The 24676-nt window shown below is 68.9% G+C and carries 28 protein-coding genes; 16 read left to right on the top strand and 12 right to left on the bottom strand.

Annotated features, from left to right (window positions below):
* Window positions 1-44: 44 nt before the first annotated feature.
* On the top strand, window positions 45-491 hold the full coding sequence (locus C1746_RS07065; RefSeq protein WP_116713935.1) for a MarR family winged helix-turn-helix transcriptional regulator: 447 nt from the start codon (window positions 45-47) through the stop codon (window positions 489-491).
* A gap of 222 nt (window positions 492-713) precedes the next feature.
* On the opposite strand, the gene C1746_RS07060 is transcribed toward C1746_RS07065, so the two are convergent.
* The 8 genes from C1746_RS07060 to C1746_RS07025 form a co-directional block, all read right to left on the bottom strand.
* Window positions 714-1136: a hypothetical protein gene (locus tag C1746_RS07060; RefSeq protein WP_162867478.1), complete on the bottom strand. Its 423-nt coding sequence runs from the start codon at window positions 1134-1136 to the stop codon at window positions 714-716.
* A 112-nt stretch (window positions 1137-1248) separates the two neighbouring features.
* Window positions 1249-1689, bottom strand: coding sequence for a type VII toxin-antitoxin system HepT family RNase toxin (gene hepT, locus C1746_RS07055; protein ID WP_116713933.1), 441 nt, complete (start codon window positions 1687-1689; stop codon window positions 1249-1251).
* Window positions 1682-2068, bottom strand: a complete 387-nt coding sequence (locus C1746_RS07050) for a nucleotidyltransferase domain-containing protein (RefSeq protein WP_205711751.1) — start codon at window positions 2066-2068, stop codon at window positions 1682-1684. Before C1746_RS07050 ends, hepT begins: the two co-directional genes overlap by 8 nt.
* Before the next feature lie 328 nt (window positions 2069-2396).
* Window positions 2397-3830 (bottom strand): D-alanyl-D-alanine carboxypeptidase/D-alanyl-D-alanine endopeptidase, encoded by a 1434-nt coding sequence (gene dacB, locus C1746_RS07045; protein ID WP_162867477.1) that lies wholly within the window; start codon window positions 3828-3830, stop codon window positions 2397-2399.
* Window positions 3831-3897: 67 nt separating this feature from the next.
* Window positions 3898-4554 carry a cysteine hydrolase family protein gene (locus C1746_RS07040; RefSeq protein WP_116713930.1) on the bottom strand — a complete coding sequence of 219 codons (657 nt, stop codon included), beginning with the start codon at window positions 4552-4554 and terminating at the stop codon, window positions 3898-3900.
* The gene (locus C1746_RS07035; RefSeq protein WP_116713929.1) at window positions 4551-5129 is read right to left on the bottom strand and encodes an amino acid synthesis family protein; all 579 of its coding nucleotides are present in this window, start codon (window positions 5127-5129) and stop codon (window positions 4551-4553) included. The genes C1746_RS07040 and C1746_RS07035 overlap by 4 nt, the downstream gene beginning before the upstream one ends.
* Window positions 5126-5707 (bottom strand): amino acid synthesis family protein, encoded by a 582-nt coding sequence (locus C1746_RS07030; protein ID WP_116713928.1) that lies wholly within the window; start codon window positions 5705-5707, stop codon window positions 5126-5128. Before C1746_RS07030 ends, C1746_RS07035 begins: the two co-directional genes overlap by 4 nt.
* Before the next feature lie 3 nt (window positions 5708-5710).
* Window positions 5711-6910: an amidohydrolase family protein gene (locus C1746_RS07025; RefSeq protein ID WP_116713927.1), complete on the bottom strand. Its 1200-nt coding sequence runs from the start codon at window positions 6908-6910 to the stop codon at window positions 5711-5713.
* A 50-nt stretch (window positions 6911-6960) separates the two neighbouring features.
* Here C1746_RS07025 and C1746_RS07020 point away from each other — a divergent pair, with 50 nt between their 5' ends.
* From C1746_RS07020 to C1746_RS06965, 12 genes are read left to right on the top strand one after another with little or no spacing between them, the layout of a single operon-like run.
* A complete protein-coding gene (locus C1746_RS07020) occupies window positions 6961-7710 on the top strand; it encodes an IclR family transcriptional regulator (protein ID WP_116713926.1) in 750 nt (249 codons plus the stop codon).
* A 25-nt stretch (window positions 7711-7735) separates the two neighbouring features.
* Window positions 7736-9169, top strand: coding sequence for an ABC transporter substrate-binding protein (locus C1746_RS07015; protein ID WP_116713925.1), 1434 nt, complete (start codon window positions 7736-7738; stop codon window positions 9167-9169).
* A complete protein-coding gene (locus C1746_RS07010; protein ID WP_116713924.1) occupies window positions 9166-10095 on the top strand; it encodes a carbohydrate ABC transporter permease in 930 nt (309 codons plus the stop codon). The genes C1746_RS07015 and C1746_RS07010 overlap by 4 nt, the downstream gene beginning before the upstream one ends.
* Window positions 10092-11018, top strand: a complete 927-nt coding sequence (locus C1746_RS07005; protein ID WP_116713923.1) for a carbohydrate ABC transporter permease — start codon at window positions 10092-10094, stop codon at window positions 11016-11018. The genes C1746_RS07010 and C1746_RS07005 overlap by 4 nt, the downstream gene beginning before the upstream one ends.
* 27 nt (window positions 11019-11045) lie before the next feature.
* Window positions 11046-12053, top strand: a complete 1008-nt coding sequence (locus C1746_RS07000) for a nucleoside hydrolase (RefSeq protein ID WP_116713922.1) — start codon at window positions 11046-11048, stop codon at window positions 12051-12053.
* Window positions 12050-12754 carry an SDR family NAD(P)-dependent oxidoreductase gene (locus tag C1746_RS06995; RefSeq protein WP_162867476.1) on the top strand — a complete coding sequence of 235 codons (705 nt, stop codon included), beginning with the start codon at window positions 12050-12052 and terminating at the stop codon, window positions 12752-12754. The genes C1746_RS07000 and C1746_RS06995 overlap by 4 nt, the downstream gene beginning before the upstream one ends.
* On the top strand, window positions 12751-13560 hold the full coding sequence (locus tag C1746_RS06990; RefSeq protein WP_116713921.1) for an SDR family oxidoreductase: 810 nt from the start codon (window positions 12751-12753) through the stop codon (window positions 13558-13560). Before C1746_RS06995 ends, C1746_RS06990 begins: the two co-directional genes overlap by 4 nt.
* A 10-nt stretch (window positions 13561-13570) precedes the next feature.
* Window positions 13571-14563 (top strand): ribokinase, encoded by a 993-nt coding sequence (locus C1746_RS06985; protein WP_116713920.1) that lies wholly within the window; start codon window positions 13571-13573, stop codon window positions 14561-14563.
* Window positions 14530-15231, top strand: a complete 702-nt coding sequence (locus C1746_RS06980) for a hypothetical protein (protein ID WP_116713919.1) — start codon at window positions 14530-14532, stop codon at window positions 15229-15231. The genes C1746_RS06985 and C1746_RS06980 overlap by 34 nt, the downstream gene beginning before the upstream one ends.
* Window positions 15232-15235: 4 nt before the next feature.
* Window positions 15236-15475, top strand: a complete 240-nt coding sequence (locus C1746_RS06975; protein WP_116713918.1) for a hypothetical protein — start codon at window positions 15236-15238, stop codon at window positions 15473-15475.
* A complete protein-coding gene (locus C1746_RS06970) occupies window positions 15459-15878 on the top strand; it encodes a PIN domain-containing protein (protein ID WP_162867475.1) in 420 nt (139 codons plus the stop codon). The genes C1746_RS06975 and C1746_RS06970 overlap by 17 nt, the downstream gene beginning before the upstream one ends.
* 14 nt (window positions 15879-15892) lie before the next feature.
* The gene (locus C1746_RS06965; RefSeq protein WP_116713916.1) at window positions 15893-19450 is read left to right on the top strand and encodes a DEAD/DEAH box helicase; all 3558 of its coding nucleotides are present in this window, start codon (window positions 15893-15895) and stop codon (window positions 19448-19450) included.
* Here C1746_RS06965 and C1746_RS06960 read toward each other — a convergent pair.
* The 3 genes from C1746_RS06960 to C1746_RS06950 form a co-directional block, all read right to left on the bottom strand.
* Window positions 19447-20007: a Uma2 family endonuclease gene (locus C1746_RS06960; protein WP_162867474.1), complete on the bottom strand. Its 561-nt coding sequence runs from the start codon at window positions 20005-20007 to the stop codon at window positions 19447-19449. The two genes, C1746_RS06965 and C1746_RS06960, sit on opposite strands and share 4 nt — an antisense overlap.
* Window positions 20008-20034: 27 nt before the next feature.
* Window positions 20035-20469, bottom strand: a complete 435-nt coding sequence (locus C1746_RS06955; protein ID WP_116713914.1) for a hypothetical protein — start codon at window positions 20467-20469, stop codon at window positions 20035-20037.
* A gap of 94 nt (window positions 20470-20563) precedes the next feature.
* A complete protein-coding gene (locus tag C1746_RS06950) occupies window positions 20564-21100 on the bottom strand; it encodes a hypothetical protein (protein WP_116713913.1) in 537 nt (178 codons plus the stop codon).
* 83 nt (window positions 21101-21183) lie between these two features.
* Between C1746_RS06950 and C1746_RS06945 the strand changes: the two genes are divergently transcribed.
* Both C1746_RS06945 and C1746_RS06940 read left to right on the top strand, forming a co-directional pair.
* Window positions 21184-21462 carry a ribbon-helix-helix protein, CopG family gene (locus tag C1746_RS06945; RefSeq protein ID WP_116713912.1) on the top strand — a complete coding sequence of 93 codons (279 nt, stop codon included), beginning with the start codon at window positions 21184-21186 and terminating at the stop codon, window positions 21460-21462.
* Window positions 21459-21962 carry a nucleotidyl transferase AbiEii/AbiGii toxin family protein gene (locus C1746_RS06940; RefSeq protein ID WP_116713911.1) on the top strand — a complete coding sequence of 168 codons (504 nt, stop codon included), beginning with the start codon at window positions 21459-21461 and terminating at the stop codon, window positions 21960-21962. Before C1746_RS06945 ends, C1746_RS06940 begins: the two co-directional genes overlap by 4 nt.
* 559 nt (window positions 21963-22521) lie before the next feature.
* On the opposite strand, the gene C1746_RS06930 is transcribed toward C1746_RS06940, so the two are convergent.
* Window positions 22522-24330 carry a cell wall-binding repeat-containing protein gene (locus C1746_RS06930; RefSeq protein WP_162867473.1) on the bottom strand — a complete coding sequence of 603 codons (1809 nt, stop codon included), beginning with the start codon at window positions 24328-24330 and terminating at the stop codon, window positions 22522-22524.
* A 187-nt stretch (window positions 24331-24517) separates the two neighbouring features.
* Here C1746_RS06930 and C1746_RS21950 point away from each other — a divergent pair, with 187 nt between their 5' ends.
* On the top strand, window positions 24518-24673 hold the full coding sequence (locus C1746_RS21950) for a hypothetical protein (protein ID WP_162867472.1): 156 nt from the start codon (window positions 24518-24520) through the stop codon (window positions 24671-24673).
* Window positions 24674-24676: the final 3 nt, after the last annotated feature.

Raw genomic sequence — 24676 nt, 5'->3', positions numbered from 1 at the left:
GTTCGGAGGTAGTAAGCAAGACTCATGATGAGGTTAACTCACTAATGGTGTCAAGTATTCCCGAGCGCGGGCCGGCGACGACGGCCGAGCAGGTTGCCGATCTGCTGCACCACACGGCCAGTCGGCTCCGCCACGCGGTGCGGCGGGACCTGAAGGACACCGGCGTCACGCCGGCGCAGTGGCGAGCACTGCGCATGGTCAGTTGCTGCGACAGCCCACCCAGGATGAGTCAGGTCGCCGAGTGGCTTCGCATCGCCCGCCGCTCGGCCACCGACGTGATCGACGAACTGGAGGAGCAGGGCCTGGTGGCCCGCTCACCCGACCCGACGGACCGTCGGGCCGTGGTCGTCGAGGCCACCGAGGCCGGCCGGGACCTGCTGGGCACGCTCACCCGACGACGCCGGCAGGTCGCCGCGCGGCAGCTGGAGGTGCTGAGCGAGGCGGAGCTGGCCACGCTGGCTGACCTGTTGGCGCGCATCGACGACACCTGATCGGCTGCATAGCCCAGGTGACGTACATGTACTCGAATCGGTACTCCTACGCCTTCGCCGGCAGGACGTACTCTTACGAGTTGGGGTTGGCGCCCCGTCTGCGGCCATCGGGCGAGGACCTATCTCGAGCCCTTCACCGACGCCGAGGTGCGGACGTCTCTGACGCTCGAGTTCGCCGACGGCTACCGCGTGCTGACGGAGGGGACCCTGGAGGTCGCTCGCTCACTGCGCGACGAGGCCGGACATCTCCTCCGCAACATGCTGTTCGAAGAGGTGCTTGACGACAAACCGCCCGAAGAGCCAGCCGAGCGGCCCGTACTTCATCCGGAAGCGGCCGCGGTGAGTGACAACAACCCCGGGGTCGCTCGTAACCACGTCAACGGTCTCCTCGCAGGCCATGAAGGGACCGGAGAGGTGGGTGAAGGTGATCCGCGTGGGCGTGAACCGCACCACTTCGGCAGTGGCGAAGGAGAATGCCCCCGCCTGACCTGCGAAGCGGGCCACCAGCACGTCGCGCTGCTCGTCCCAGGCGATCACATCGGCATGTGACAGGCGCGTTCTGAAGGCATCGATCACGGCGCTCGGTTCCAGACTGAGCTGCACGTGCTCATCGTCCAGTGCAATCCAGGGCGTCCAGATGTTCATCTGGGACCCAACGTGGGGCTGCACACCGCATGTTCCGGCCTGAGGCCATCTTCGCCGAGATGGGCACCCCGTGCGTTCCACCACCGGCATCGACCCACGACAATCGGAGGACCTAGGTGGCATCGGTATCGCCCGCCTGGAGGGCGGCCCAGGATCTGACCTGCTCGATGAACGACTCAAGATCGTCCAGCTCATCCAGCGCAGCCAGCACGATGCCGTCATCGACCTCGGCATAGCCATGGACCAGAACGTTGCGAAACCCGACGGTTCGAGCCAGTCGGTCACCCAACTCACGATCAACCACCTCATGGCGGGCGAGTTGTCGCACGGCATCGCCGCTGTCTTCGGCCGGTCCCCACAGCTCTGAGGCCAGCAGATGATGGGCAACGTCCAACACGGCCTCGATCGCCGTGATGAAGCGGTACTTGGTGCCGGACAGCCGCGCCTCGTCGGCACTCAGCGCGGCACGATCCTCCTTCGCTCGTCGTTGCAGAATGGACATCTGCTGCCCCAGCCGTTGCAGCAGTCGGGCCAATCGGACGGCATCAACCATCGCCGAGAACCGTCCGGACGAGCTGCTGTCGACGGTATGCCTCGTCCAGATAGCGCTTGGAACGATCGGCCTGCCAGCGGACTCGCGTGGGCGGGTCGTCGTCGAGGATCAGGACGCCGTGCTGCGCGACACGTCCTGACAGCTCAAGCCCCGCTGTGTCGAGCACGAGCAGGTCGACCGGTGGTGGCACCGGCACCTCCCAGGAATTGACGTCCCGGCCGAACCAGGCCGCCACGTCGACGTCCGAGTGGTCGCGGTGCGTTCCGTCGACGCGGCTGCCGTGGACGAAGGCGAAGACGGCGCCGGCCTGGCGGAGAGCTTCCTGGATGCGCTCTAGGGAAAGCCCGGCCGGCAGCTTCATCGTCTGTCCCGCAGACACGGGGCAGACGGTAGCACGGGGGTGACGCACGCCCCTGTGATGCGAAGACGGTGGCCGGATGCCCCTGACCCTCCGTCACGGACCCGGCCCCGTCACAGTCGACGCGTGGTGATGGTTGCTGCATCGTGCGCGATGCGGATGTGACTGATGACGGCTGCACGGTGATTGGTCACCCGCCGTCGGGATCCGGTTTCGAGCCGGTGGTATTCAGCCACAAGGAGGTTGCGTCCGCCCTGTGTCGTGGCGGCCTGGTCCGCTACCTGACCCGGCCACCGTCGTCTGTTGTGTGGCCACGCCTCCTGATTTCGTGCAGATTTCTGTGGTGGTCCTATCCGAGAGGCGGAGGTGTGGCGAGCAGGTGGGACAGCACCGCGTCGATCACCGCGATATTGCTGTCCGGTCCGTTGACGACGATGGAGAACTGGACCTGGTCACCGTCGGGGAGGACGGCATACCCCGACAGTGCCCGGCCGCCGATGATCGTGCCGGTCTTGGCGGTGATCCGGCCGGCTGTGGCGGGACCGGTCAGGCGGCCGGCCAGGGTGCCGGATACCCCACTGACGGGGAGCGCGTCGGTGAACGCCTCGGCCCACGGCTGCGAGCGGGCGTAGGCCAGTAGGTCCCGCCAGTTGGTGGCCGAGCGGTAGTTGGCGCGACTGAGGCCGGATCCGTCGCCGTCCGTACCGGTGAGCAGGAACCCATTGGCAGCGAGGGCCCGACGGATCGCAGCCAACCCCGCGGGGGTGGACCCGTCGTCGCCATGGAGGAAGCCGATCTCGCGGATCAGGGACTCGGCGATCTCGTTGTCGCTGGCGCCGAGCATGCGCGGCAGCAGCTCGGCCACCGGTGCGGAGGTGTGCTCGACGAACACCCTGGCGGCAGTTGCGGCGCCTGTTCGGATGGTGCCATCGAGCTGCACGCCGGCGGCCCCCAGGAAGTCGGCCAGCCGGGTGAGGTTGCCGAGGGCCGGGTCGGCCAGGTAGGCCGCATCGGTGCGCCAGCGGTTGTCGTCCAGCATGAACGCCGACATCGGACCGACGTAGGTCGGCACCTGCCAGTCCTGCCAGCCGAGAGCAGTTGTCGCCGTCTCGTAGCGGCTGGCGTCGACGACCAGGTCTCCCTGGATATGGCGGACTCCGCGGGTCACCAGGGTGTCGACCATGCCGCGCAGGTCCAGGCTGGTGAGGGTCGGGTCGCCGCCGGCGATCACCACCAGATCGCCGGTGAGGGCGCCGCCCGCCGTCCCGCTCGTGGCGAAGGTGGTCGTGAATCGGTGATCTGGCGGGAGGAGCTCGAGAGCGCCGATCGCGGTCAGGATCTTCTGGTTCGAGGCGGGCCAGAGCTCGAGGCCGGCCTGATGGTCGTAGATCGCGCCTCGCTGGTCGCTGGCGATCGAGATGGAGATGTCGGTGCCGGACGCGGTCTGGCGGTCGATGAGGGCGGCGAGGTCACGTTGCCACGGCGTTGGGGGTTCCGGCGTCGTCGGCTCGGGCGTCGTCGGCTCGGGTGTCGTCGCCTCAGGCGCGGTCGGCTCAGGTGCAGTCGGCTCGGGTGTGGTCGGCTCAGCCCCGGTGGGTGCTGTCGGCCCGGCCGGCGGCAGGTTGGTCGGCGGACCAGGAGGCCCATCCGCGATGTCGGCGGCCGCGGCGGTCTCGGCGTTCCCGGTCGGAGCGGCAGACTCCGTCGTGTCGGTTGCCGCGATCGGTGAGCACGCAACGATGAGCGCACACAGACACGCGATCACGACCCGCCGACTTCCCATCCACCGACGACCGTATCGCGGTTCTGATGCCCCCCGTCCGTCGTCGAACGGGCGGAGACCTGACGGGTTAAGTCTCGCTTGCGCCCAGCTCTGCCAGCACGTCCTCCGCCCTCAGCACCGTCGCCAGCGCCTCCGCGAAGAAGTCCAGCTCTCTCGCCACCCAGTCCTCACCACTCGCCCCCGCGTGTTCGTAGCCGCTCACCCCATCCGCAACGACCACGTTCTGATAGCGCCGGTGGAAGGCTGCGCGGAGCGTGGAGTCAACGCACCAGTTCACGACCGTGCCGCAGTGCACCAGCGTGTCGATCCCGCGCGACCGCAGTCGATCGTCCAGCTCGGTCTGGTGGAAGCCGTCGTAGGCGATCTTGTCCACCACGATCTCGCCCTCCCGCGGCGCGAGCCGCTCATCGATCTTGGCGTCGTCGCTGTCCGGCGCGAACATCGATCGGGGCGCGGCCAAGTCCAGCCCCCGCTGAGGTGCCCGCGACCGGTAGAACGGGAGGAAGTGATCTTCCCGGGCCACGAAGCGGGTGTAAGCCACGGGCATGCCTCGCTCCCGGAAGCCCTCGATCAGGGCCTGGATCACGGGTATCTGCTCCCGGGCCATCGGCACCTCCAGCACGGAGCCGGGCTCGATGAAGCCTTGCTGCATGTCCACCACCAGAAGCGCCGTCCCGTCCGGCTCGATCGGGAACGCCTCCTCCCACTCCCACCAACGGGTCACCGCAACCCATCCTCGCCCACGATGTCCTCGGCCGGGAGGCCCCCCACCCTGGCCAGCGGCCGACCCGAGTCAGTCACCGCCACCGCGACCAGCAGCTCATCAGGCCGCGGCCCGTCCGGACACCACGCCGCGATCGCGTCGAAGTGCGAGCGCACGTAGGCCGCGTCCTTGTGCCCCAGAGGCACGTCCAGCACTGTCCCGACCCCGCCCATCTTCTTCGACGAGGGGATCAGCGACTTCCCGCCTCCGACCGCCGGCCGGAGCCCCTTCCCGAGCTGCGGGTGCAGCACTGCGGCGGCATGCTCCAGCTCACCGGCCGTCCCGACGATTGCGCCCTTCCCGTAGCTGTGGACGCTGATGTCGCCGCCCAGCAGCGACACGGCCCACTCCCCCAGTTCGCGACCGAGGTCCTCTCCCACTTGGTAGAGGGGACTCAGGTCCTCGACGAATTGCCCGGCGTACGGGTTGGCGATCACCGCCGCCGTCACCACGCGACGGCACGGCTGCGCCAGCGGCTGGTCCCACACGCGCTCGACCTCCTCGATGCGGGCAATCCTGGTTCGGATCGCGGTCATCGCAACCCATCCTCTCCGATGATGTCCTGGGCCCGGAGGCCGCCCACTCTGGCGTGCACCCGCGGTCCGTCGCTCATGGCCAGCGCCAACACGATCTCCTCCGGGCGTGGCGCATCGTCGACCGCCGCCTCGACGCTGTCGAAGTGGGACCGAACGTAGGCCGCCTCGCGGTGGGCCAACGGCACGACCAGTCGGGTCCCGATCGGGCCGACCACCTTGCTGGAGGGCACGATCGCCTTGCTACCACCGAGTGCCTCACGCATGGCCCACCCACCAGGGTTGTGCCACAGCGCGCCGTGCTCCAACTCCCCGTCGACGCCGACGATCGCGCCCTTGCCGTAGCTCTCGATCTCATCCGGCCCGCCCAGAACGGCGATCAGTGATGCGGCCAGGCGCTCGGCCAGCGGTCCTAGGTCCGCCATCGCCGACTCGATCTCGGCTTCGTACCGACCCGCGAAGGGGTTGGTGACGACCGCACAGATCACAGCCTTGCGTCGCGGCGTGGGCAGCGACGGCCCGCCATCGTGGGTCACCTCGGTGATCACCGTCGTGGTCCGGCGCAGCGTGAAGGTCGCCATGCCCTACCGCCCCTCGACCACGGTCGCGGCCCGCTTGGGCGGCGGGGTGTTCCGGCTGCGGGTCAGGACGGGGTTGCCGCCGATAACCACGGCCGCGACGGCCGGGGTGTCGCCGCACTCGAGCGCCCCCACCAGGTCATGGGCGTGACTGCCGATGGGTGCGTCGAGCAGCGCGATGTCGCCGACCTCACCCACCCGGAGCAGACCGCCATCGATGCGCCGGACCCGCGCGGTGTTCCCGGTCGCCGCGGCGATCGCCGAGCCGGCATCCAGCCCACCCAGCGCACAGAGCCAGGAGAGCACGCGAAGGATGCCGAGCGGCACCACCCCGGTCCCGGCCGGTGAGTCGGTCCCGACGACCAGCCGGTCCAGCGCGTTGGATCTCTGCATCATCTTCGCGATGTCGCGGGCGGCACGGACGTTGCCGTTGTGCACCACCTCGACGGCAGCCTCCGTCTGGACGAGCACCTGCTCGACGTCATCCAGGGACGGTGCGGTCGGCCCGCCGTTGGCGTGGGCGGCCACGTCGGGCCGCACGCTGGCGACGAAGGGACCGTCGATGACCGTGCTGCCTGGCACCGACTGCCCGCCGAAGTGCACGGTCACCGTCATGCCGGCTGCCTGGGCCCAGCGGGTCATCTCCGCCGCCTGGTCAGTATCCTGGACGCCGGAGATCCCGATCTCGCCCACCAGATGCACACCCTGGTCGGCGAGTTCGACGAAGTCGTCCTTGGTGAGCCCCGGTTCGAGCAGGACTGCGCCTGCATGGACGGTCATACCGCCCGGTCGCACGGCCTGGAACGATCGGTGTGCGAGTACTGCCAGTGCCTTGGTCCCCACTCGATCACGTGGCCGTCCGGGTGTGTGGGGTTCACCTGCGGAGACGACCCGCGTCACGCCGCCGTGGACGAACCCCTCCAGGTAGTTGGTCTGCTGCTGCCGTGGGGTCCAGTCGCCGATCACCGGGTGGACGTGGTTGTCGATCAGCCCTGGCACGACGGTTGCTCCGCCGGCATCCAGCACGGGCACATCCTTCGCGGTGTCGCCCCCCAGGTCGTCCCCCAGCGCGGCGATCCGTCCATCGCGGATCAGCACCGTTGAGATGTCGGCGGCGGTCGCGCCCACCGATCCATCGAACACAGCTCCCACGTTCGTGATCAGCAGATCACCGTGCGTCGATTCTTGGGCGGCCTGGGTTGACATCGGGATCAGCCTAACGAATAGTTGTTGTACATAGCAACAGGTGTTTGTCAATGACAACAACCAAGAAAGAACCACGCAGCCGGCTGCTCACGTCAGTCCTGCGAGCGCTCGCCCTCCTCGACGTCCTCGCCGACGTCGAGACCTCGGTCGGCGCCAGCGACCTGGCCGGCCGCGTGGACGCCGACCGCAGCTCGGTCTTCCAGCAACTGCAGACGCTGGTCCACGCCGGCTGGGTCGAGCAACTGCCCGACGCCACCTACCGCCTGACGCTGAAGGCCTTCACGGTTGCCAACGGCGCCATGACCCAGGCCGGGCTCGGCGCCCGACTGACGCCCTGGCTGGACCGTCTGGCAACCCGTGCCGGGGAGACCGCCTCCCTCGTCATGATCGATGGCACCCAGGCGATCGTCGTGGCACGCCGTGAGCCGAGCGTGGCCATGAAGGCCAACATCGACATCGGCACGTCGCTGTCGATGCGGACCTCCGCCTCCGCCCGGATCCTGCTGGCCGTCGCCGAACCCGGCGTCGTCGAGGACCTCCGGCACGCAGGGGTGGAGACACCCTCCGACCGAGAGCTGGCGCAGTATCGGACCCAGGGCTGGTCGGAGCAGTGCGACGAGCTCTACCCGGGCATGCACTCGGTCGCGATCGCACTTCGGACGACGCAGGGTGCGGACGCCGCACTCTCGCTGGCCGGCCCCACGGGACGGATTGATCGCCACGCGGTCCTGGACCACCTGCGCGCTGCCGCGGCCGAGGCACCCGACGGGATGGTGCCACCGCTGCCGCGCGACACCTGACGCAAACCAACCGAAAGGAACACCGATGAGAACGACGACCCACCGACCATCCAGCGACGGCACCAACCGATCGTCACGAAGCTTGGACCAGCGCTGGCTGATCGCCCTGGTGACCGTGCTGGTCCTCGTGCTCGCAGCCTGCAGCGGTGGTGACGACGCGGGCGACGACGGTGACGAGGGTGCAACCGACACCGGCGAAACCGCAGCGGAGGACACCGCAGACGACAACACCGCAGACGAGGGCGGCGACGAGGAGAGCACGGACGGCGAGTCCGTCGAGATCCGCTTCGTCGGCACCCAGCCGGCCGAGCTGATCGACCCCGTCACCGAGCAGTTCGAGGAGAGCCACGACGGCATCGACGTCACCTATGAGTCGGTGCCCTTCGAGGAGCTCTCGGCCGTCATCGCCCAGCGCGTCGGCGGTGGCACCCAGGACATCGACGTCTACTACGCCGATGCGCCGCGCAACCCCACCATCGTGGAGGAGGGGTACGCCCTGGACCTGACCGACCTGATCGGCGTCGACGCGCTCGAGGGCGTCGTGCCCGAGGCGTCGATCGAGACCGCCGTGATCGACGACCGTCTCTGGACCGTCCCGATGCGCACGTCGACCCAGCTGCTGTACTACAACATCGACCTGCTCGAGGCGGCCGACATCGAGCCCCCGTCGATGGATCCGGCGGAGCGGATCACGTGGGAGGAGCTGCGCGATCTCTCCGAGCAGGCTCAGGAGGCCGGCGCCACCTGGGGCTACGTCGACGACCAGGTCTCTCGCTACTACCAGTTCCAGCCCCTCCCCGAGTCCCAGGGCGGCGGCTCCGGTCTGTCAGGCCCGGAGGGCACCGAGGTCGATGTCACCAACGACGGCTGGATCGCGGCGACCGAGTACTGGGCCGACCTGTACGAGTCGGGCCTTGCGCCACGCGGCGTCGAGCCGAACGACACCAAGCCGCTGTTCTTCAACGGCGAAGCCGCGTTCATGCCGGGCGGCCCCTGGTGGATCCCCGACTTCTCCGGCACCGAGGACCTCAACTACGGCATCGCCGCCTACCCCTACTTCGAGGGCGGTGAGGAGGTCACCCCCACCGACTCCGAGCACCTTGCGATCGACCCCAACACCGAGCACGTCGACGCCGCCGTCACCTTCGTCGAGTGGATCACCCTGACCGAGGAGGGCGCGCTGGCCATGGCGTCCGGGCTGGCGGTGCCGTCGGCCAACTTGGAGGCGCTGCCACAGCAGCTTGCCGAGCTCGAGTCCACCCGTGACACCCTCACCGGCCTGGCCGACCTGGTCACCTACGAGATCGACAACACCGCCGTCCCGCGCCCCTTCAGCGTCGGGTACGTGGAGTTCGAGACCCTCATCGGTGAGGCGCTGGAAGACATCCGCAACGGCAGCGACGTCACCGAGCGGCTGACCCAGGCAGAGGAAGACATCGCGCGCGCGTTCGAGCGGTGAGCGACGCCGCGACGACCGACCAGCCAGCGGCGTTCGCAGACCGTCGACGGGACCAGTCGTCTCGTCGGCGGTTGCGGCCGCTGTCACAGCGGGCATGGGCCGCGCTGCTGCTGGCACCAGCGGTCATCGCGGTGATCCTGTTCCGACTCGTTCCCTTCATGCAGGCGGCCATCTCGAGCTTCGAGGATCCCGACGGCGGCTACTCCCTGGCCACCTACGAGTTCATGTTCACCTCGCCGGACTTCCTGAACTCCCTGCGCGTAACCCTGTGGTTCAACCTGCTCATCAACCCGTTCCAGATCCTCGTCGCGCTGGCGCTGGCGGTGCTGCTAACGCAGAAGCTGCCGGCCGGCCGGCTGTGGCGGACCCTCGCCTACGCGCCCACGGCGATCCCGATCGCGGTGTCGGCCATCGTGTGGCGGGTCGCCTACCGACCCGACGACGGACCGATCAACGCGGTCCTGGAAGCCATCGGCCTGCCAACCCAGGGGTTCCTGATCGACCAGGGGCAGGTCATCCCGTCCCTGATCGTCATGGCCTCCTGGGTCGGTGTCGGGTACTGGATGATCTTCCTGATCGCCGGCCTGAACGACATCCCGAGCGAGTACTACGAGGCCGCCGCAATCGACGGCGCCGGGTGGTGGCGAAGCTTCTTCCACATCACCCTGCCGCTGCTCCGCCGCCCACTCGCCTTCGTGCTGATCGCCGACACCGTCGTCAACTTCCTCACCTTCGCTCCGATCCAGATCCTGACCAGCGGCGGCCCGAACGGCGCCAGCGACGTGATCATGTGGTCGACCTACGAGCAGGCCTACCGGTTCGGTGATTACCCCCTGGCTGCCGCGCAGGTCGTGGTGATCATGGCCATCCTGCTCGTGATCGTGACCGTCCAGTTCGGCATGCTGCGCACCGGGGAGAAGGTATGAGCACCGCCCGCAAGGCCGACGGCGACCTCGAGAAGGGAGCAGATCCCGCGGACGACAGCAACCGCGTCCGCGGCGTCGGACTGGACGCTCCGCGCGGTGTGCGGCGCTGGGTCCTGCTGCCGATCGCGGTCCTCTCCGGCATCTTCTTCGCCCTCCCGCTCATCTGGATCGTCGTCAGCGCGTTTCGGCCCGAGCGGGACATCTTCCGCTACCTCTCACCGCTCGACCCACGCGTCCTGATCCCCACCGACTGGTCCGTGGCCAGCTTCACGGCGCTGACCGACGGCCCCTTCCCACGGGCGGTGTTCAACTCCCTGCTCGTCGCCGGTGTGACGGTCGTCGGCGGGCTGATCGTGTGCGCCATGGCGGCCTACGCCCTGGCTGCGATCGACTTTCCCGGCCGACAGGTGGTCTTCACCGTCGTGGTGCTCGGCTTCCTCGTCCCCTTCGACGCGATCGCGATACCCCTGGGCGAGCTGTTCCTGGACTGGGGGCTGCGCAACAGCTACTCGGCACTCATCCTCCCCGGCATCGGCAACGGCCTGGCCGTCTTCGCGCTCAGACAGTTCTTCCTCGCCATACCGAAGGAGCTGTCCGACGCCGCCAAGGTCGACGGCGCCGGACCGATGACCATCCTGTTCCGCATCTACCTCCCGCTCGCCCGACCGGCGCTCGTGGGCGCGGGGTTGCTGCTGTTCGTCTTCCAGTGGCAGGCCTACCTGTGGCCGCTGATCGTGATCTCCGACGCCAACCTCCAGGTCGGTCCGGTCGTCCTCGCCCAGCTGCAGGGACAGGCGGAGTACGGCTTCGATCCCGGCCAGATCTTCGCCGGCACCTTCATCCTGGCCGTGATCCCCGTCGTCCTGCTGCTCCGCTTCCAACGCCACTTCGTCCGCTCGATCGCCGCCTCCGGCATCGACTAGCCGACACCAACCGCCCAGGAGAACTCCATGACCACCCCCGCGCCGCAGCCGATTGTGATGGACTGCGACACCGGCATCGATGACGCGATCGCCATCATGTACGCCGTGCTGTCCCCAGCCGTCGAGCTACTGGCCGTCGGCGCCGTCTGGGGCAACACCACCGTCAAGAACGCCACCCGGAACACCCTCCACGTGCTCGACCTGGTCGGGGCCACCGAGGTCCCCGTCGCCGCCGGTGCGGCCAGCCCCCTCGCCGGTGGCCAGGCGGTCTTCGCACCGCACGTCCACGGCGGCGACGGGCAGGGCGGCATGGCTCCCGAGACCGCCGCGCGCGAGGCCGCACCCCACAGCGCCGCCCAGCAGCTGGTCGAGACCATCCGCGCCCGGCCGGGGGAGGTCGAGATCGTCGCCGTCGGACCGCTCACCAACGTCGCGATGGCGTTGCTGCTCGAACCCGACCTGCCCCGGCTCGCGAAGGGCCTGACGATCATGGGTGGCGCGGCGCTGGCGCCCGGCAATGTCACCCCGATGGCCGAGGCCAACATCCTCTGCGACCCCGAGGCCGCCCACGCCGCGTTCGCCGCGGAGTGGCCGCTCACGATCGTCCCCCTCGACGTCACCATGCTGGTCCACCTGACCGAGACCCACCGGACCCGTCTGGCCGCCGCCGGCCCCGCGGCCCAGTACATCGCCGGGGCGCTCGAAACCTATTTCTCCTTCTTCGCCTCCGAGAACTACGACGAGCGGCAGTCACCGATGCACGATGTCCTGGCCGTCGCCATCGCAGCCGGGCAGCTGGTCCCGACGCTGGCCCCGACCGTCACCGCCACCGTCGACATCTCCCAGGGGCCATCCCGCGGGAAGACGATCTGCGACCTCCGCGGGATCTACCGGAACTACCCGCCGATCGAGGGGGCACGAGCGACCGTGGTCCTCGAGGTGCCCGACGGGTTCGCCGACGAGGTGGTCGCGATGCTCTCGGCCGCTGGCGACGGCGGCGGGGCCGCCGGCGCAGCAGCCGGTGGTGTCGCGTGAGGACACTTGAGGCTCGACGGATCCTGATCGTGGGCGGGGCCAACGGGATCGGCCGGTCCACCGTCGAGTTGTGCCGGGCGGCCGGCGCCACCGTCACGTCCGCCGACCGCGAGGGCGGGGACATCACCCTCGACATCGCAGACCCGGTCGGCTGTGCGGACGCCGTCGCCGAGAGCGCCCAGCAGATGGGTGGACTGGACGGCCTGGTCGTCACGGCGGCGGTGACCGCCTACGCCGACATCGCCGCCAGCGACGCCGAGCTGTGGGATACCACCCTCGCCGTCAACCTCCGCGGAACGGCACTGCTGGTCCGAGCTGCCCAGCCACGCCTGGCGGCGGACGGCGGCTCCGTCGTGACGGTCGCCTCGGCAGCCGGTCGGCGGGCCTACGCCGACTTCACCGTCTACAGCGCCTCCAAGGCGGGGCTGATCCACTGGTCGCGGGCCGCGGCACGCGAGCTCGGGCCCGACGGCATCCGGGTCAACTGCGTCTCACCCGGCCCGATCGACACACGGCTGCTGCGGGGCAACCGACCGGAGGGCGATGAGGACAGTTGGCAGGGCACCCTGGCGCAGCGGACGGCGCTCGGCCGCATTGGCCAGCCCGAGGAGGTGGCGGAGGTCATCGCCTTCCTGCTCTCGGACGCCGCCTCGTTCGTGACGGGCTGTGTGATCGACGTCGACGGAGGAGAGACCGCATGAGCGAGCAGGACCGACCGGTTGCGCTGGTGACCGGGGCAGCCCGTGGGATCGGCCAGGCGACGGCGCTGGCCCTGGCGGAGGCCGGCTTCGCCGTCGTGGCCTCGGACCTCGACCGGCGCATGGAGGATCTGGTGTACGACACCGCCGACGGCTCCCTCCTCGACCAGACGGTGGCGGCCATCGCCTCCGACGGCCATGAGATCGTCGCCGCGCCGGCCGACGTCCGCTCCGACGAGGACCTGCAGCGGGCGGTGCAGATCGCCACCGAGACCTACGGCCGGCTGGATGCCGTCGTAGCCAATGCGGGGATTGCAAGCTTCGGGTCGAGCACCTGGGAGCTGCCGCGGGAGACCTGGGAGCAGATGATCGACGTCACGCTGACCGGCACCTGGAACACCTGCCGCACGGCCATCCCGGCGCTCATGGAGCGTGAGGGCGGCGGCAGCATCGTGATCGTCTCCTCCACTGCGGCGATCAAGCCGCTGCCGACGATAGGACACTACGCGGCGGCCAAGGCCGGCCTGGTGGCGCTGATGCGGAGCCTTGCCCTGGAGCTCGCGCCACACTGGATCCGCGTCAACACCGTGCACCCCGGAGGCACCGCCACCCCCATGACGGAGAATCCCGAGAGCGAGGCCTGGCAGGCCTCCCTGGGCGAGGAGGGCAGCAGCCTCGGGCTGCCGCTGCCGATCCACCGCATGGAGCCCGCCGGCGTGGCAGACGTGATCGCGTGGCTGTGCTCACCGGGCGCGAGGTACGTGACCGGCACGACCCAGATCGTCGACGCCGGCGCAACGCTGCAGTGAGGAGCCTGTAGTGACCGCCGAGGGGCAGCGCGAGCCGCAAGTCGTCGTGGTCGGCTCGGCCAACGTCGACCGGACCGTCCGGGTCGACGGGTTCCCCCGGCCGGGCGAGACGGTGATGGGCTCCGAGCTCGCCACCACGCCGGGTGGCAAGGGCCTGAACCAGGCGGTCGCCGCCGCGCGAATGGGAGCGGCGGTCGCGTTCGTCGGCGCTGTCGGGGACGATCGCGACGGCGCGCTGCTTCGCGACCGGTTGCGGGCGGAGGGGATCGTCGACCACACCGTGACCGTTCCGGTTGCCACGGGGGCGGCCAGCATCGTGGTGGACGCCAGCGGCGAGAACACCATCGTGGTCTCCCCCGGTGCCAACCACGCCATCCCGACCGACCACCTGGACGCTGTCGCGGACCTGATAGGCGGGGCGGCCGTGGTCCTGACCCAGCTCGAGACCGACCTCGACGTCGTGGCACGGGTGCTGGCCCTCGCGTCGGGCACCGGGGTTCTGACCCCGGCACCGGTGCAGAACCTGCCGGCGGGGTTCCTGGCGGACGTGGATCTGCTGACCCTCAACGAGGTCGAACTGGCCACGCTGTCGGGTCAGCCTGACGTGGCAGGGGTGGAGGGTGCGATGGCCGCGGCGGCCACCCTGGACGTTGCGACGGTGGTGGTCACGCTGGGGGCGGCGGGTGCGGTCGTCGTGACCGGGGATGACCGCTGGCACCTGCCCGCACCTGCGGTCGAGGTGGTGGACACCACCGGGGCGGGCGACACCTTCTGCGGGGTGCTGGCCGCGGTCCTCGCCAGAGGTGACGACATCGAGATGGCGGCGCGGACGGCCGTCACGGCAGGTGCGCTCTCGGTCACGAGGGCCGGCGCGCAGGAGGCGATGCCGACCGCCGACCGGGTGACCGTTGTCCACAGCCCCGGTCAATCCCCTCTCGCGGGCCCCTCCTCATCAGCCACCCTGCTGGCATGGGAATCGAGATCTACCCCTCCGGACGCATGAACATCGACCCGCCTCTGAACGCACAGGAACGGGCCTACCTCACACGCATCAACCGCCACTCCGACAAGATCAGGAGACCCGGCCTCTCCTGTCCCTGGGAGACCGACCCTGACGGTCGGACCCTCGCAGTGACCATGGAGTTCGGGACCAAGGAGCCCATACCCGAGTGGCTCAGCTACCTCCACACCCACCTGCTCGGACCCTCGGGTCCAGAGCGCTTCGGCCGAGCGTTGTCGGACTTCACCTACAACCACACCATCACCGGGACCGTCGAGGTCGAGGGACGAAGCGCCAACGACCGGTGGAACCTCATCGCAACCGGTGGAGACGGGATCGTGGTGGAGCGCACCCGGATGCCCTGCCCAGCCTGCTGGGAGCAGCTGCTGATGGGAACCCGCCCGACCGTGGCGTACCGCTTCGCCCACCCTGATCGACGCGCCAACCTGGTGGACGGTGGCCCGTGGTTCCTCCAGCCCGACGAGTGGGAGGGGCACTGTCAGTCCGAGCCCTTCACCCCGGTCGGCCCGACCCGCCGGAAGGTGGAGTGGCCGCTGCCGCGGATGATGTGGTCGGCCTGGTGGATCGACACCGAACTCTTCCCCGATGCACGACCGTTCGACTGGAACTCCGACCCCAATCCGTGGAACACGGATCTGGTGCTACACTGATCCCGTGGCCAACCTCACGGTGACGATCGATGACGACGTGCTCCGTCTGGCTCGAATCCGGGCACTCGAGCAGGGAACGTCGGTCAATGCTGCTGTTCGATCGTTCCTGCAGGCCTTTGCCGGTCAGGATGAGCGTCGGCAGGCGATGACGCGATTCCTCGATCGGGCCATGGCCAGCGGCTCTGGCAGTGCAGGAGCATCGTGGACCCGTGATGAGCTGCACGACCGTGCGGCCCTTCGTTGACACCAACGTCCTGGTCTACGCCCACGATCAGGACGAGCCTGCGAAACGGGACCGCGCGGTATCGCTGCTCGTCGACATCGGCGGGCAAATGGTGATCAGCGCCCAGGTCCTGGCGGAGTTCTACGTCACGGTGACCCGGAAGCTGGGTAGTCCGCTATCGCCCGAGGATGCTGCGGCTCAGATCGAGGAGTTGCGGCCCGCCGCGTCAGTCGCCACGGACGCCGATCTGATCGCCAGGGCGGTACGCGTGTCACGCGACCACCAGTTGTCCCTGTGGGACGCGATGATCCTGGCTGCCGCATCTCGCGGCGCATGCGACGTCCTCTACAGTGAAGACCTGCAGGACGGGTTCGCCTTCGACGGCATCGAGATCCGAAATCCGTTCGCCGACACCGGGTCCTGACCTACTGTGCGGTCATGCCAGACCGCCCACCTCCAACCTCCATCGGTGGCGTGAGCGACGTCCTGGGCCCGACCTTCACGGACCGGGGCCGGCGGTACGCCCGGGACGGGATGGTCCGCTCGGCCTCCTGGGACCCGGACGCCACGACGCTGGTCGGGCAGGTTCACGGCAGCGGATCCCGGATCTACACCACCACCGCCGAGTGGGCCCGGCGCCGCGGGTCGTGGGTGCTCCTCGGCGGGGACTGCTCCTGCCCTATGGTCGGTGACTGCAAGCACGTCGCGGCGCTGGTGCTCGCCGCGGACCGCGGCTTGGTAGAGCTCGCGCCTCGCAACGGGGAGGCGGCACTCGGCGGGCTCGCCGTGGACGGCGATCACCACGAGTCGTCGGACCACTCCGCTCATCCCGTGGCCGGAGGGGTAGGGACTGGCGCCGAGCAGGCCCCCTGGAGGACCTTGCTGTCCCCGACGACCTCCAGTGCGTGGCACCGCGACCGTGACACGGCGCCCCTCGGGCTGCAGTTCACCCTCCGACGTCCCACCACCCGCACCACGTCCCTGCCGGCCTCCCTCAGCGTCCGGTTGATCCAGCCGGGACGGACCGGATGGACGGCGGGAACACTGGACTGGCGCACCCTCTCGGAGTGGAGCGGCGGGTACGGACGCTCGGGTCCGACGGTCTTCGACACGGAGCAGGTGCGGGTTGCCAAGGCGCTGTACGCCATGTCGACGGCCCTGGCGACGTACGGCAGCTACACCACCTCCGTCAGAGACCTGGACCTGACAGAGTTCGCCCACCCGCAGCTGTGGACCCTGCTGCAAGCGGCCGTGGACGCCGGCATGCCGTTGCGCACGGGCCGGTCCGGTGCCGCAGCCGTGGACCTCTCGCCCGTCGCAGCCGAGGTCAGGCTGGATCTCACCCGTCCCGACGGCCCGAGCGGTGGGTTGGTGGCGACTCCGGGCCTGTGGCTCGACGATCGGACCGTCGACCCGATCCTGTTCGTCGGCAAGCCGGCGCACGGCGTCGTGCTGGCACGAAATGCCCCGGGGGACCCTGTGGAGGGCGGGGCGAAGCCCGAGGAGCCATCAGCCCCGATGCAGCCTCTGACCGACTCGCCGCACGACGCCGGGCAGGCCAGCAATGAGGACGCACCCGGGTTGTGGTTGGCGCCCCTGAACGCCACACCGCCCGCCGGACTGGTGGACGCGCTGCAAGCCGACGAGGCCATCCCGATCCCCGCCGCTGAGGAGGCCACATTCGTCGCCGAGGGCTGGACACGGCTGCGTCGACAGACCCACGTCACCTCCAGCGACGGCTCGTTCATACCACCGACGATCACCGGTCCTGAGCTGGTGGCGCGAGTGGTCCCGGAGCACGCGGACCGGCTGCAGATCCACTGGGGTGTCCGCTACCGCATCGACGACGAGTCGCGCGAGGACCTGATCGACGCCGACCTCGACGTGACCCCGTGGCGGGACCCGGCGGCCGAGGCCAAGGCGATCGGCGCGCTGGCCTCGGTGACGGGGACCGGCTCCCTCGGCCAGGCCGACTTCGACGCCCCGCTCGGTCTGCTGGATGCAGCCGGTGCGCTGCGCCCCTCGGCGATCGTGACCGGCGAGGCGGCCATCGACCTGGCGACCCGGCTCCTGCCAGAGCTGGAGGAGCACCCTGACGTCATCGTCGAGGTGGAGGGAACGCTGCCCGACTACCGCGACGTCACCGACGTCGTGCAGGTGGAGGTGGCCACACGAGCGTTCGAGGACAACCGCGACTGGTTCGGCCTGGACGTCGAGCTGAAGGTGGACGGTCGCACGGTGCCGCTGGGGGCGGTGTTCACCGCACTGACGGAGGGCCGGACCCGACTGATGCTCCGCGATGGAGCGTGGATGTCGTTGGACCGGCCGGTGTTCGACCAGCTGCGCGTCCTCATCGAGGAGGCCGAAGGGCTCACCGAGCCCACCGCCAAGGGTCTGTCGATCAGCCGATACCAGGCCGACCTGTGGGAGCAGCTGGCAGCGCTCGGCATCGTGACCGGGCAGGCCGCGGCGTGGAAGCGGCAGGTCGAGGGGCTGCTGGCCGACCCGTCCGTCCGGCAGCTCGACCCGCCACCCGGCCTGCAGGCCACCCTGCGGCCCTACCAGCAGGAGGGCTTCAGCTGGCTGGCGTTCCTCGCCGAGCACCAGCTGGGCGGGATCCTGGCTGACGACATGGGCCTGGGCAAGACCGTCCAGACGCTGGCGATGATCCTCCACCAGCGGCGCGGCGAGATGTCGAGCGGGATGTCGAGCGAGCTGTCGGCCGCGGAAGGGCCGGGTGGTGGGGCCGGGGCCGCAGATGGGCCGTTCCTGGTGGTTGCACCTGCGTCGGTGGTGCACGGCTGGGTGAGCGAGGCCGCCCGCTTCACGCCCGACCTGGACGTTCGGGTGGCCGATGCGACCTTCGCCAAGATGGGCACCACCGCCGAGGAGTTGGCGGCCGAAGCCGACGTCGTCATCACCAGCTACACCCGCTTCCGGCTGGACGCCGAGGAGTACCGGCGGGTCCGCTGGGCCGGATTGGTGCTGGACGAGGCCCAGGCCGTGAAGAACCACCGCTCCAAGGTGTACGGGTGCGTCAGGCGGCTGGGCGCCCCGACATGCATCGCCATCACGGGCACGCCGATGGAGAACAACCTGATGGAGCTGTGGTCCCTCCTCTCGGTCGCAGCACCAGGGCTGTATCCCAACCCCTCACGCTTCAAGGAGCAGTGGGCCACGCCGATCCAGCGCAGCGGCGACATCGAGCGTCTGGCCCTGCTGCGTAGGCGGATCCGACCGCTGCTGCTGCGCCGCACGAAGGAGGAGGTCGCACCGGACCTGCCGCCCAAGCAGGAGCAGATCCTGGACGTGACCCTCACGCCAGCGCACCGGAAGGTCTACGACACGTGGCTGCAGCGGGAGCGCCGGAAGGTGCTGGGGCTGATGGGTGACCTGGACGAGCACCGCTTCACCGTGCTCCGCTCGATCACGCTGCTGCGGCTGGCCAGCTTGCACGCGGGGTTGGTGGAGGAGGCGAAGGCTGGAGTGGCCTCGGCCAAGCTGGACGTGCTGGTCGAGCACCTGACCGAGATCGCCGAGGCCGGCCACCGGGCGCTGGTCTTCAGCCAGTTCACAAGCTTCCTCGCGTTGGTCCGGGAGCGGCTGGAGCAGGCCGGGCTTGCGCATGCTTATCTGGACGGCTCGACCCGTCGGCGGGACCGGGTGGTCGAGGCGTGGAAGACCTCGGCGGAGCCGGTCTTCATCATCAGCCTGAAGGCCGGCGGGGTGGGCTTGAACCTGACCGAGGCCGACTACGTGTTCCTGCTGGATCCCTGGTGGAACCCGGCGACGGAGGCGCAGGCCATCGACCGCACCCACCGCATCGGCCAGACCCGACCGGTGATGGTCTACCGCCTGATCGCCGAGGACACCATCGAGCAGAAGGTCCGCCGGCTGGCCGAACGCAAGGCCGAGCTGGTCGAGGGGGTGATGGCCGGCGGCCCCGCCTTCGACGGGAAGCTGACCGCGGAGGACGTCGAAGCCCTGTTCGGCTAGCCGCGGCCGAACAGCTCGGGCAGGTCGAGGTCGATGCCGAGGACGTCGAACCCACCGGTGGGCACGTGCTCCGCGACGTCGGTGTACGTGCCGCCCTCGGGAGCTCGGTGGACGACCAGGCGGTCGCCGTTCAGGTCGAACACGAGGTAGAGCGGGATACCGGCGGACGCGTAGATGCTCGCCTTGTGGGTCAGGTCGAGCCGCAGCGAGGTCACCGACACCTCGATGGCCACCAGGGCGGTGGTCGGCCGCTGATCTGGCCGGTCCAGGCGAGGGTGGATGCTCACGTCGGGCTCTGGCATCGAGTACTCGCTGACATCGACCGGCAGTTGCACCCGCACGTCGTAGCCAGACGACATGAGCGACGCGAGCTGCGCGTTGAGGCGCATGATCGTCCAGGCGCGGGGGTCCGACATCGGGCTCACGCGAATGACCTGCCCGCCGATGAGCTCGACCCGCTCACCCTCGAAGGCTCCCATCTCGAACAGCGCCATGTACTCCTCACTCCGCAGCCCGCGAACGTCCAGATCGTCCGGTCGGATCAGCAGCTCGCCCATCGCGGCCAAGTCTAGAGCCATCGGCGTTCACGCAGCCGCGGGCAGGTCGTAGACGACGATGCGGTCGTCCCCGGCGATGTGGACGGGCCACATCGGCACGCCGGCGGAGGCGGCAGCCGCCTCCAGGGCCTCGGCCCACGCCTGGTCCGACGTCGTGATCTCGCCACGGCCGGGGCGGGACAGCAGGAAGGCCACCCGGGCGACGGGCATCTCCTCGGTCTCCATCAGATTGCGACAGACGATGGCGAGGTTCCGGGGAATCATGCCGTCGGGGAGGGCTGGCAGCTCCTCGAATCGCGGGAGGACGGGCTGTGGACGGCCGTCCCGATCCAGGAGCATCAGCCACAAGCAGCGGTCGGCGAATCCGAGCTCACCCATGAGGGCGGCCCACTGGCGGTGGACGTCGACGGCGGTGCGGAGGGGCGGGGTGTCGGCTGGCGGGAGCAGAGGTGGTGTGTTCATGTCGGCAGTATGCCGTTAACACACGTCAACCAGTCTCAGTTATCCACAGAGGTCATGGTTGTCCGAGCTTCATTCGTTGAGGCGGGGGCGCGACCTACCCCACCAGATGGCCGGTGATCATGAACGTCCCGTCGGTCGACCGGCCCTCGACCACCTGGTCGTACGTGGAGTCCAGCTCGCGCAGCTCGACTGTCTCGTCCACTGCGAGGAGCGGCGATCTCGGGGCGGCCCACCTGATTCGCTCAGCGAGGAGGGGGATCTCGAGTGCGCTGATGATCTCGGGTTCGTCGATGAAGTGCGTGTCGTGCACGAAGACGCCGCGACCCGAAACGGCATCGTCGTGCAAGCTCGGAACCGCCATGCGCAGGCTGTCAATGGCAAGGACCGTCCATCGTCGTCCGGTCACCGTCGCTGTCGCCGTGAATTCGTAGCCGGCAGCCACACCAGCAATCGGCCTGAGCATCGGGTCACTGCCGTCATAGGCGTCCACGACGTCCGGCTGCCACGCCTCGCTGCTGGCGGGCCTTGCGGGCTTGACCTCGATCCGTGCCGTCCAGACCTCGCCGACCTGTACCTCGGGCTCGCCGTCCGGTACATGCCATCCTGGAGCAAGGACTTGGATTGACGTCACTGCTACCTCTCTTGTTGCCTTGGCGAGCTGGATCGTAGGCGGAAGAGACCGGGCCCCAATAGGCGACGCCGTATAATCGTGTCGTGACCACCACTCCAGGCCGAGGCCGTCCGCGAGTCGGTCAACGGGTGACCGTCCGCCTCCCACCGGAGCTGCTGCGCGATGTCGACCGGCTTGCCGCCAGCGCGGGCATGACACGTGCGGCGTACCTGCGGGCACTGATCGCTGCGGCGTTGCCCGCGGAGGACGTGGACCGCTCTCAAATCCGTCGCATGCTGCGTCTCACGCCTGCCGAGCGGATCGCCTGGAATGACCGCACCGTCAGGAAGGTCCGACCCCTGGGCGAGGCGACGGCCTCGTGAGGGAGTTGGACACAGAGCGACTGATCCGGACGCTCCAGGACCACGGGGTGCGGTTCGTTCTGGTCGGAGGCATGGCTGCGGTCGCCCACGGCTCAGCGCTGCCGACCGAAGACGTCGACATCGCGCCCGCCCGCGACGAGGCCAACATGGACCGACTGGCTGCCGCCCTGCGGGAACTCGGGGCCCGAATTCGGACTGGCGACCCGGACGGCGTCGCGTTCCCGATCAACACCGGGTTCTTGGTCTCCCAGCCCCACATGCTCAACCTGACGACCGACGCCGGCGACCTCGACCTGACGATCACCCCCTCCGGATTCCCCGATGGCTACGCCACGCTGATCGACGACGCGGTCGAGCTTGATCTCGGAGGCGGCACGCAGGTCATGGTGGCGTCCCTCGCCGACGTCATCACGTCCAAGGAGGCGGCAGGACGCGACAAGGATCACCGTGCCCTCCCCTACCTCCGCGCGCTCCAAGAGGAGATCGCCAGCAGCGGGTGACCGCAGCCGGGCGGCACCATCGGCCTGCGCCAGGCGCCGAGAGGAGGGCTGGCCGACCGGTCCAGGTCGCCGGCTCGCTGCGGCCACTGCGTGACACGTTCAACCCCACGCTGTCGGTGGTGCTGCGAAGTCGGGCCGGCGCGCACTCCCGCCAACAAATTCAGGCAGCCGTACGAGCAGACCTCCTAACGAGCGCTGCTGGTCAAGTCAGGCTTATGGGCAGTGGGGCCTGGCGAGAACGGTGGCCGCCTGCGTGAGTTCGTGGACGTGCAAGCCCCGGCTGGCATCAAGCGGTACGTGATCCACGTTCACTGCGGTTCGGGGTCTCGAGCAGCGCTTCTCAGCCGCCGCTCCCAGAAGCGCTCGATTATGGGAAGTAGTGCAAACATGATGGCCACTTGCGGGACAAGAAGCACCGCCATCATGAGGAGCAAGTCAATGTCTGCGAGGGCGTCGGAGGCACCGGAGAGGACAATCAGGCCTGTCCAAACCGGAATCACGGTAAGCGCGAGACTGATTCTTGCGTACCAAGATGGCCGGCTGCGATTCCTCAGGCCGCTCAATTCTCTCTCCTAGTAGTATCCAGTCGACTGGCGTCGTCGCATACGGCACCGTCCCTGACCTCCGTAGGGTCGATCACCGTCGCCGCAGTTCCTACGAGTGCCGAGTACAAGAACCCGTATGCGAAGCATGCGCCCTGGTCGGCAGCCGACTGTAGGTCCAAGAAGAATGTCCCTCCAGTCCCGAGAGCGACAACACATCCGACGCCTGCGGTGGTGGAGCCCACGATTGCGCAAATGCCTGCAGCGGTCGCTCCACCGATCGCCAGTTCGTCTGCCCGACCGCACCACTCGTCGCAGAACTGTTGAGTGGCGATTCGGGACAATGTGACGCGACACTCGACGCCGAAGAGGATCCCACCGGTCCATCCACAGTTGGTCTGGTAGTCGCTGACCCCGATCTGCAGGCTGAGCGACTCATCGATGGCGTCCACTCCGCCATAGACGTACGCCGTCTCTCGTGGCTGCGCCGCCACGTGCTCCAGTACGACGTCGGGCAAGCCGGTCCCCGTGGACAGCAGCAGCGGTACGTCAAGTCGACCGGCGTGCCCTCCGCCGGCGAGTCCATCTGGAAAGCGTTCGCCACTGGCCAGACCGAAGCGCGTGAACCCGGGTGTGAACCGTTGGGCTACTGCCACGGAGGTCGCGTACACCTCATCGTTGCCGTCGACGGGATTGCCGCCGACGGGGATGCCATTGGGGTAGGCCGCTTGAGCCGCCGCTCCAATCGCGTAGTAGTTCTTCCCGACGGACTCCTCGTTGATGTAGGCGGCGGTCTCTGCCGGCATGCGCGTACCGTCGCTCAGGAGCAGCACCCCGTACTCTCCCGCGGCTGCCCCGGCGACGAGTGCGTCTTGGAAGGCAGGAGCCCCCATCTCGTCTCTACCACCGTTGGCGACCATGACGTGCGTTGGCGAGTCGATGTCGGCGATCTGGGCGAGTTGCACCGCGGTTGCGAACCGGTTGGGACCGGCTGCGCGACTGACGATGTACCCACCGGCCTGCACCGCATCTTCAACTTGGGTGCTGAGCGCCACCGTTCCGCCGACGAGCAGGACGGTCAGACGTGTCGGGTCGTCGCCAGCCCAGTCGGCCAACGTTTGCTCCACGTCCGGGTGGAGCGTCTCGCTGTACGTCAGCAGGACGGGGGCCCCGTACTCCGCAGAAACGGTGGCTGCGGACAGCGCGTCTGCGTAGCGAGCGTTGTCTGCCGACGCGATGATGACGGCCTCAGGTGGTGCACTCTCGCGTGTGAGGGACTGGGCGATAGCCAGTGCGGTTGTGACTCGGTTGAGACCTGCCAGCCGAACGACCTCTTGCACTTCGCCGCGCTGGTCGAAGGCACTGTCGGTTGGGGTCGGGGGGACCGGAGGAACGTCAGGCTCGGTTGGCGGATCGGAGCCGTCGACAGCCTGCTGCAACGCCTCGGCGATGGCCTCTGGGTCGTCCCCGAACCCATCGGGGCCAACTGAACCGGTCAGTGGGCCGGGGGGTTCGTCGCTCGGCTCGGGCGCCGGGTCCCAGGGTGGCGCCAGGTCGGCGGGGTCGACCGGCTCACTGGTGCCCTCCACGGCTTGTTGCAGGAGGTCCGCGATCACCTCGGGATCGTCCCCGTAGCCGTCCGGACGGACCGACCCGGACAGCCCATCCCAGTCGTGCGGCCCCGGATAGGCCATGTGGGAGTCGTTGATCCATCCGGCGTGCTTTCGCTGGGTCTGGGCTGGCTGCGCCGACGCCGAGAGTGGCAGTGCCGTCCAGATCACGGCCAGGACCAATCCGGCGGCGAGCTTCCCCGTTGACAGTCTCATGAGTTCCACCCCCCTGGTCAGTTGTGACCACGACGGTAACAGGTCTGCCATTCGCCCTTGGACCGTTGTCCACAGGCACCGTCCGATGGAAAGTGATGGCGCGAATCGCGCCCCGCGCAGGCCTGGGCTGCGGCGATCAGACATCCGCCAGGTCGGCGAGGAGCGAGGCGGTCACAGCCTCCTCCTCATGGTGGCCGCCAACGTGATCGCGTCCGAGGGGGAAGCCGGACGCGACGAGGGTCCCCGTGCGCTTCCCCACCCCCGCGAGCCCGAGGAGGAGATCGCGACCGCCGAGTGGCCGCAGGCGGCGGGCACCATCGCGGCCCCACCGACCTGCCGGTAGGGT

The sequence above is a fragment of the Euzebya tangerina genome, assembly GCF_003074135.1.
GTDB lineage: Bacteria > Actinomycetota > Nitriliruptoria > Euzebyales > Euzebyaceae > Euzebya > Euzebya tangerina.
This window is presented reverse-complemented; position numbering and strand designations above follow the sequence as displayed.

Bases quoted from the DNA above. Each gene is read 5' to 3' on its own strand.
- C1746_RS07065 (WP_116713935.1), top strand. From the start codon at position 45: ATGGTGTCAAGTATTCCCGAGCGCGGGCCGGCGACGACGGCCGAGCAG.
- C1746_RS07060 (WP_162867478.1), bottom strand. From the start codon at position 1,136: ATGAACATCTGGACGCCCTGGATTGCACTGGACGATGAGCACGTGCAG.
- hepT (WP_116713933.1), bottom strand. From the start codon at position 1,689: ATGGTTGATGCCGTCCGATTGGCCCGACTGCTGCAACGGCTGGGGCAG.
- dacB (WP_162867477.1), bottom strand. From the start codon at position 3,830: ATGGGAAGTCGGCGGGTCGTGATCGCGTGTCTGTGTGCGCTCATCGTT.
- C1746_RS07035 (WP_116713929.1), bottom strand. From the start codon at position 5,129: ATGACCGCGATCCGAACCAGGATTGCCCGCATCGAGGAGGTCGAGCGC.
- C1746_RS07030 (WP_116713928.1), bottom strand. From the start codon at position 5,707: ATGGCGACCTTCACGCTGCGCCGGACCACGACGGTGATCACCGAGGTG.
- C1746_RS07025 (WP_116713927.1), bottom strand. From the start codon at position 6,910: ATGTCAACCCAGGCCGCCCAAGAATCGACGCACGGTGATCTGCTGATC.
- C1746_RS07020 (WP_116713926.1), top strand. From the start codon at position 6,961: ATGACAACAACCAAGAAAGAACCACGCAGCCGGCTGCTCACGTCAGTC.
- C1746_RS07015 (WP_116713925.1), top strand. From the start codon at position 7,736: ATGAGAACGACGACCCACCGACCATCCAGCGACGGCACCAACCGATCG.
- C1746_RS07005 (WP_116713923.1), top strand. From the start codon at position 10,092: ATGAGCACCGCCCGCAAGGCCGACGGCGACCTCGAGAAGGGAGCAGAT.
- C1746_RS07000 (WP_116713922.1), top strand. From the start codon at position 11,046: ATGACCACCCCCGCGCCGCAGCCGATTGTGATGGACTGCGACACCGGC.
- C1746_RS06990 (WP_116713921.1), top strand. From the start codon at position 12,751: ATGAGCGAGCAGGACCGACCGGTTGCGCTGGTGACCGGGGCAGCCCGT.
- C1746_RS06980 (WP_116713919.1), top strand. From the start codon at position 14,530: ATGGGAATCGAGATCTACCCCTCCGGACGCATGAACATCGACCCGCCT.
- C1746_RS06965 (WP_116713916.1), top strand. From the start codon at position 15,893: ATGCCAGACCGCCCACCTCCAACCTCCATCGGTGGCGTGAGCGACGTC.
- C1746_RS06960 (WP_162867474.1), bottom strand. From the start codon at position 20,007: ATGGGCGAGCTGCTGATCCGACCGGACGATCTGGACGTTCGCGGGCTG.
- C1746_RS06955 (WP_116713914.1), bottom strand. From the start codon at position 20,469: ATGAACACACCACCTCTGCTCCCGCCAGCCGACACCCCGCCCCTCCGC.
- C1746_RS06930 (WP_162867473.1), bottom strand. From the start codon at position 24,330: ATGAGACTGTCAACGGGGAAGCTCGCCGCCGGATTGGTCCTGGCCGTG.
- C1746_RS21950 (WP_162867472.1), top strand. From the start codon at position 24,518: ATGGTGGCCGCCAACGTGATCGCGTCCGAGGGGGAAGCCGGACGCGAC.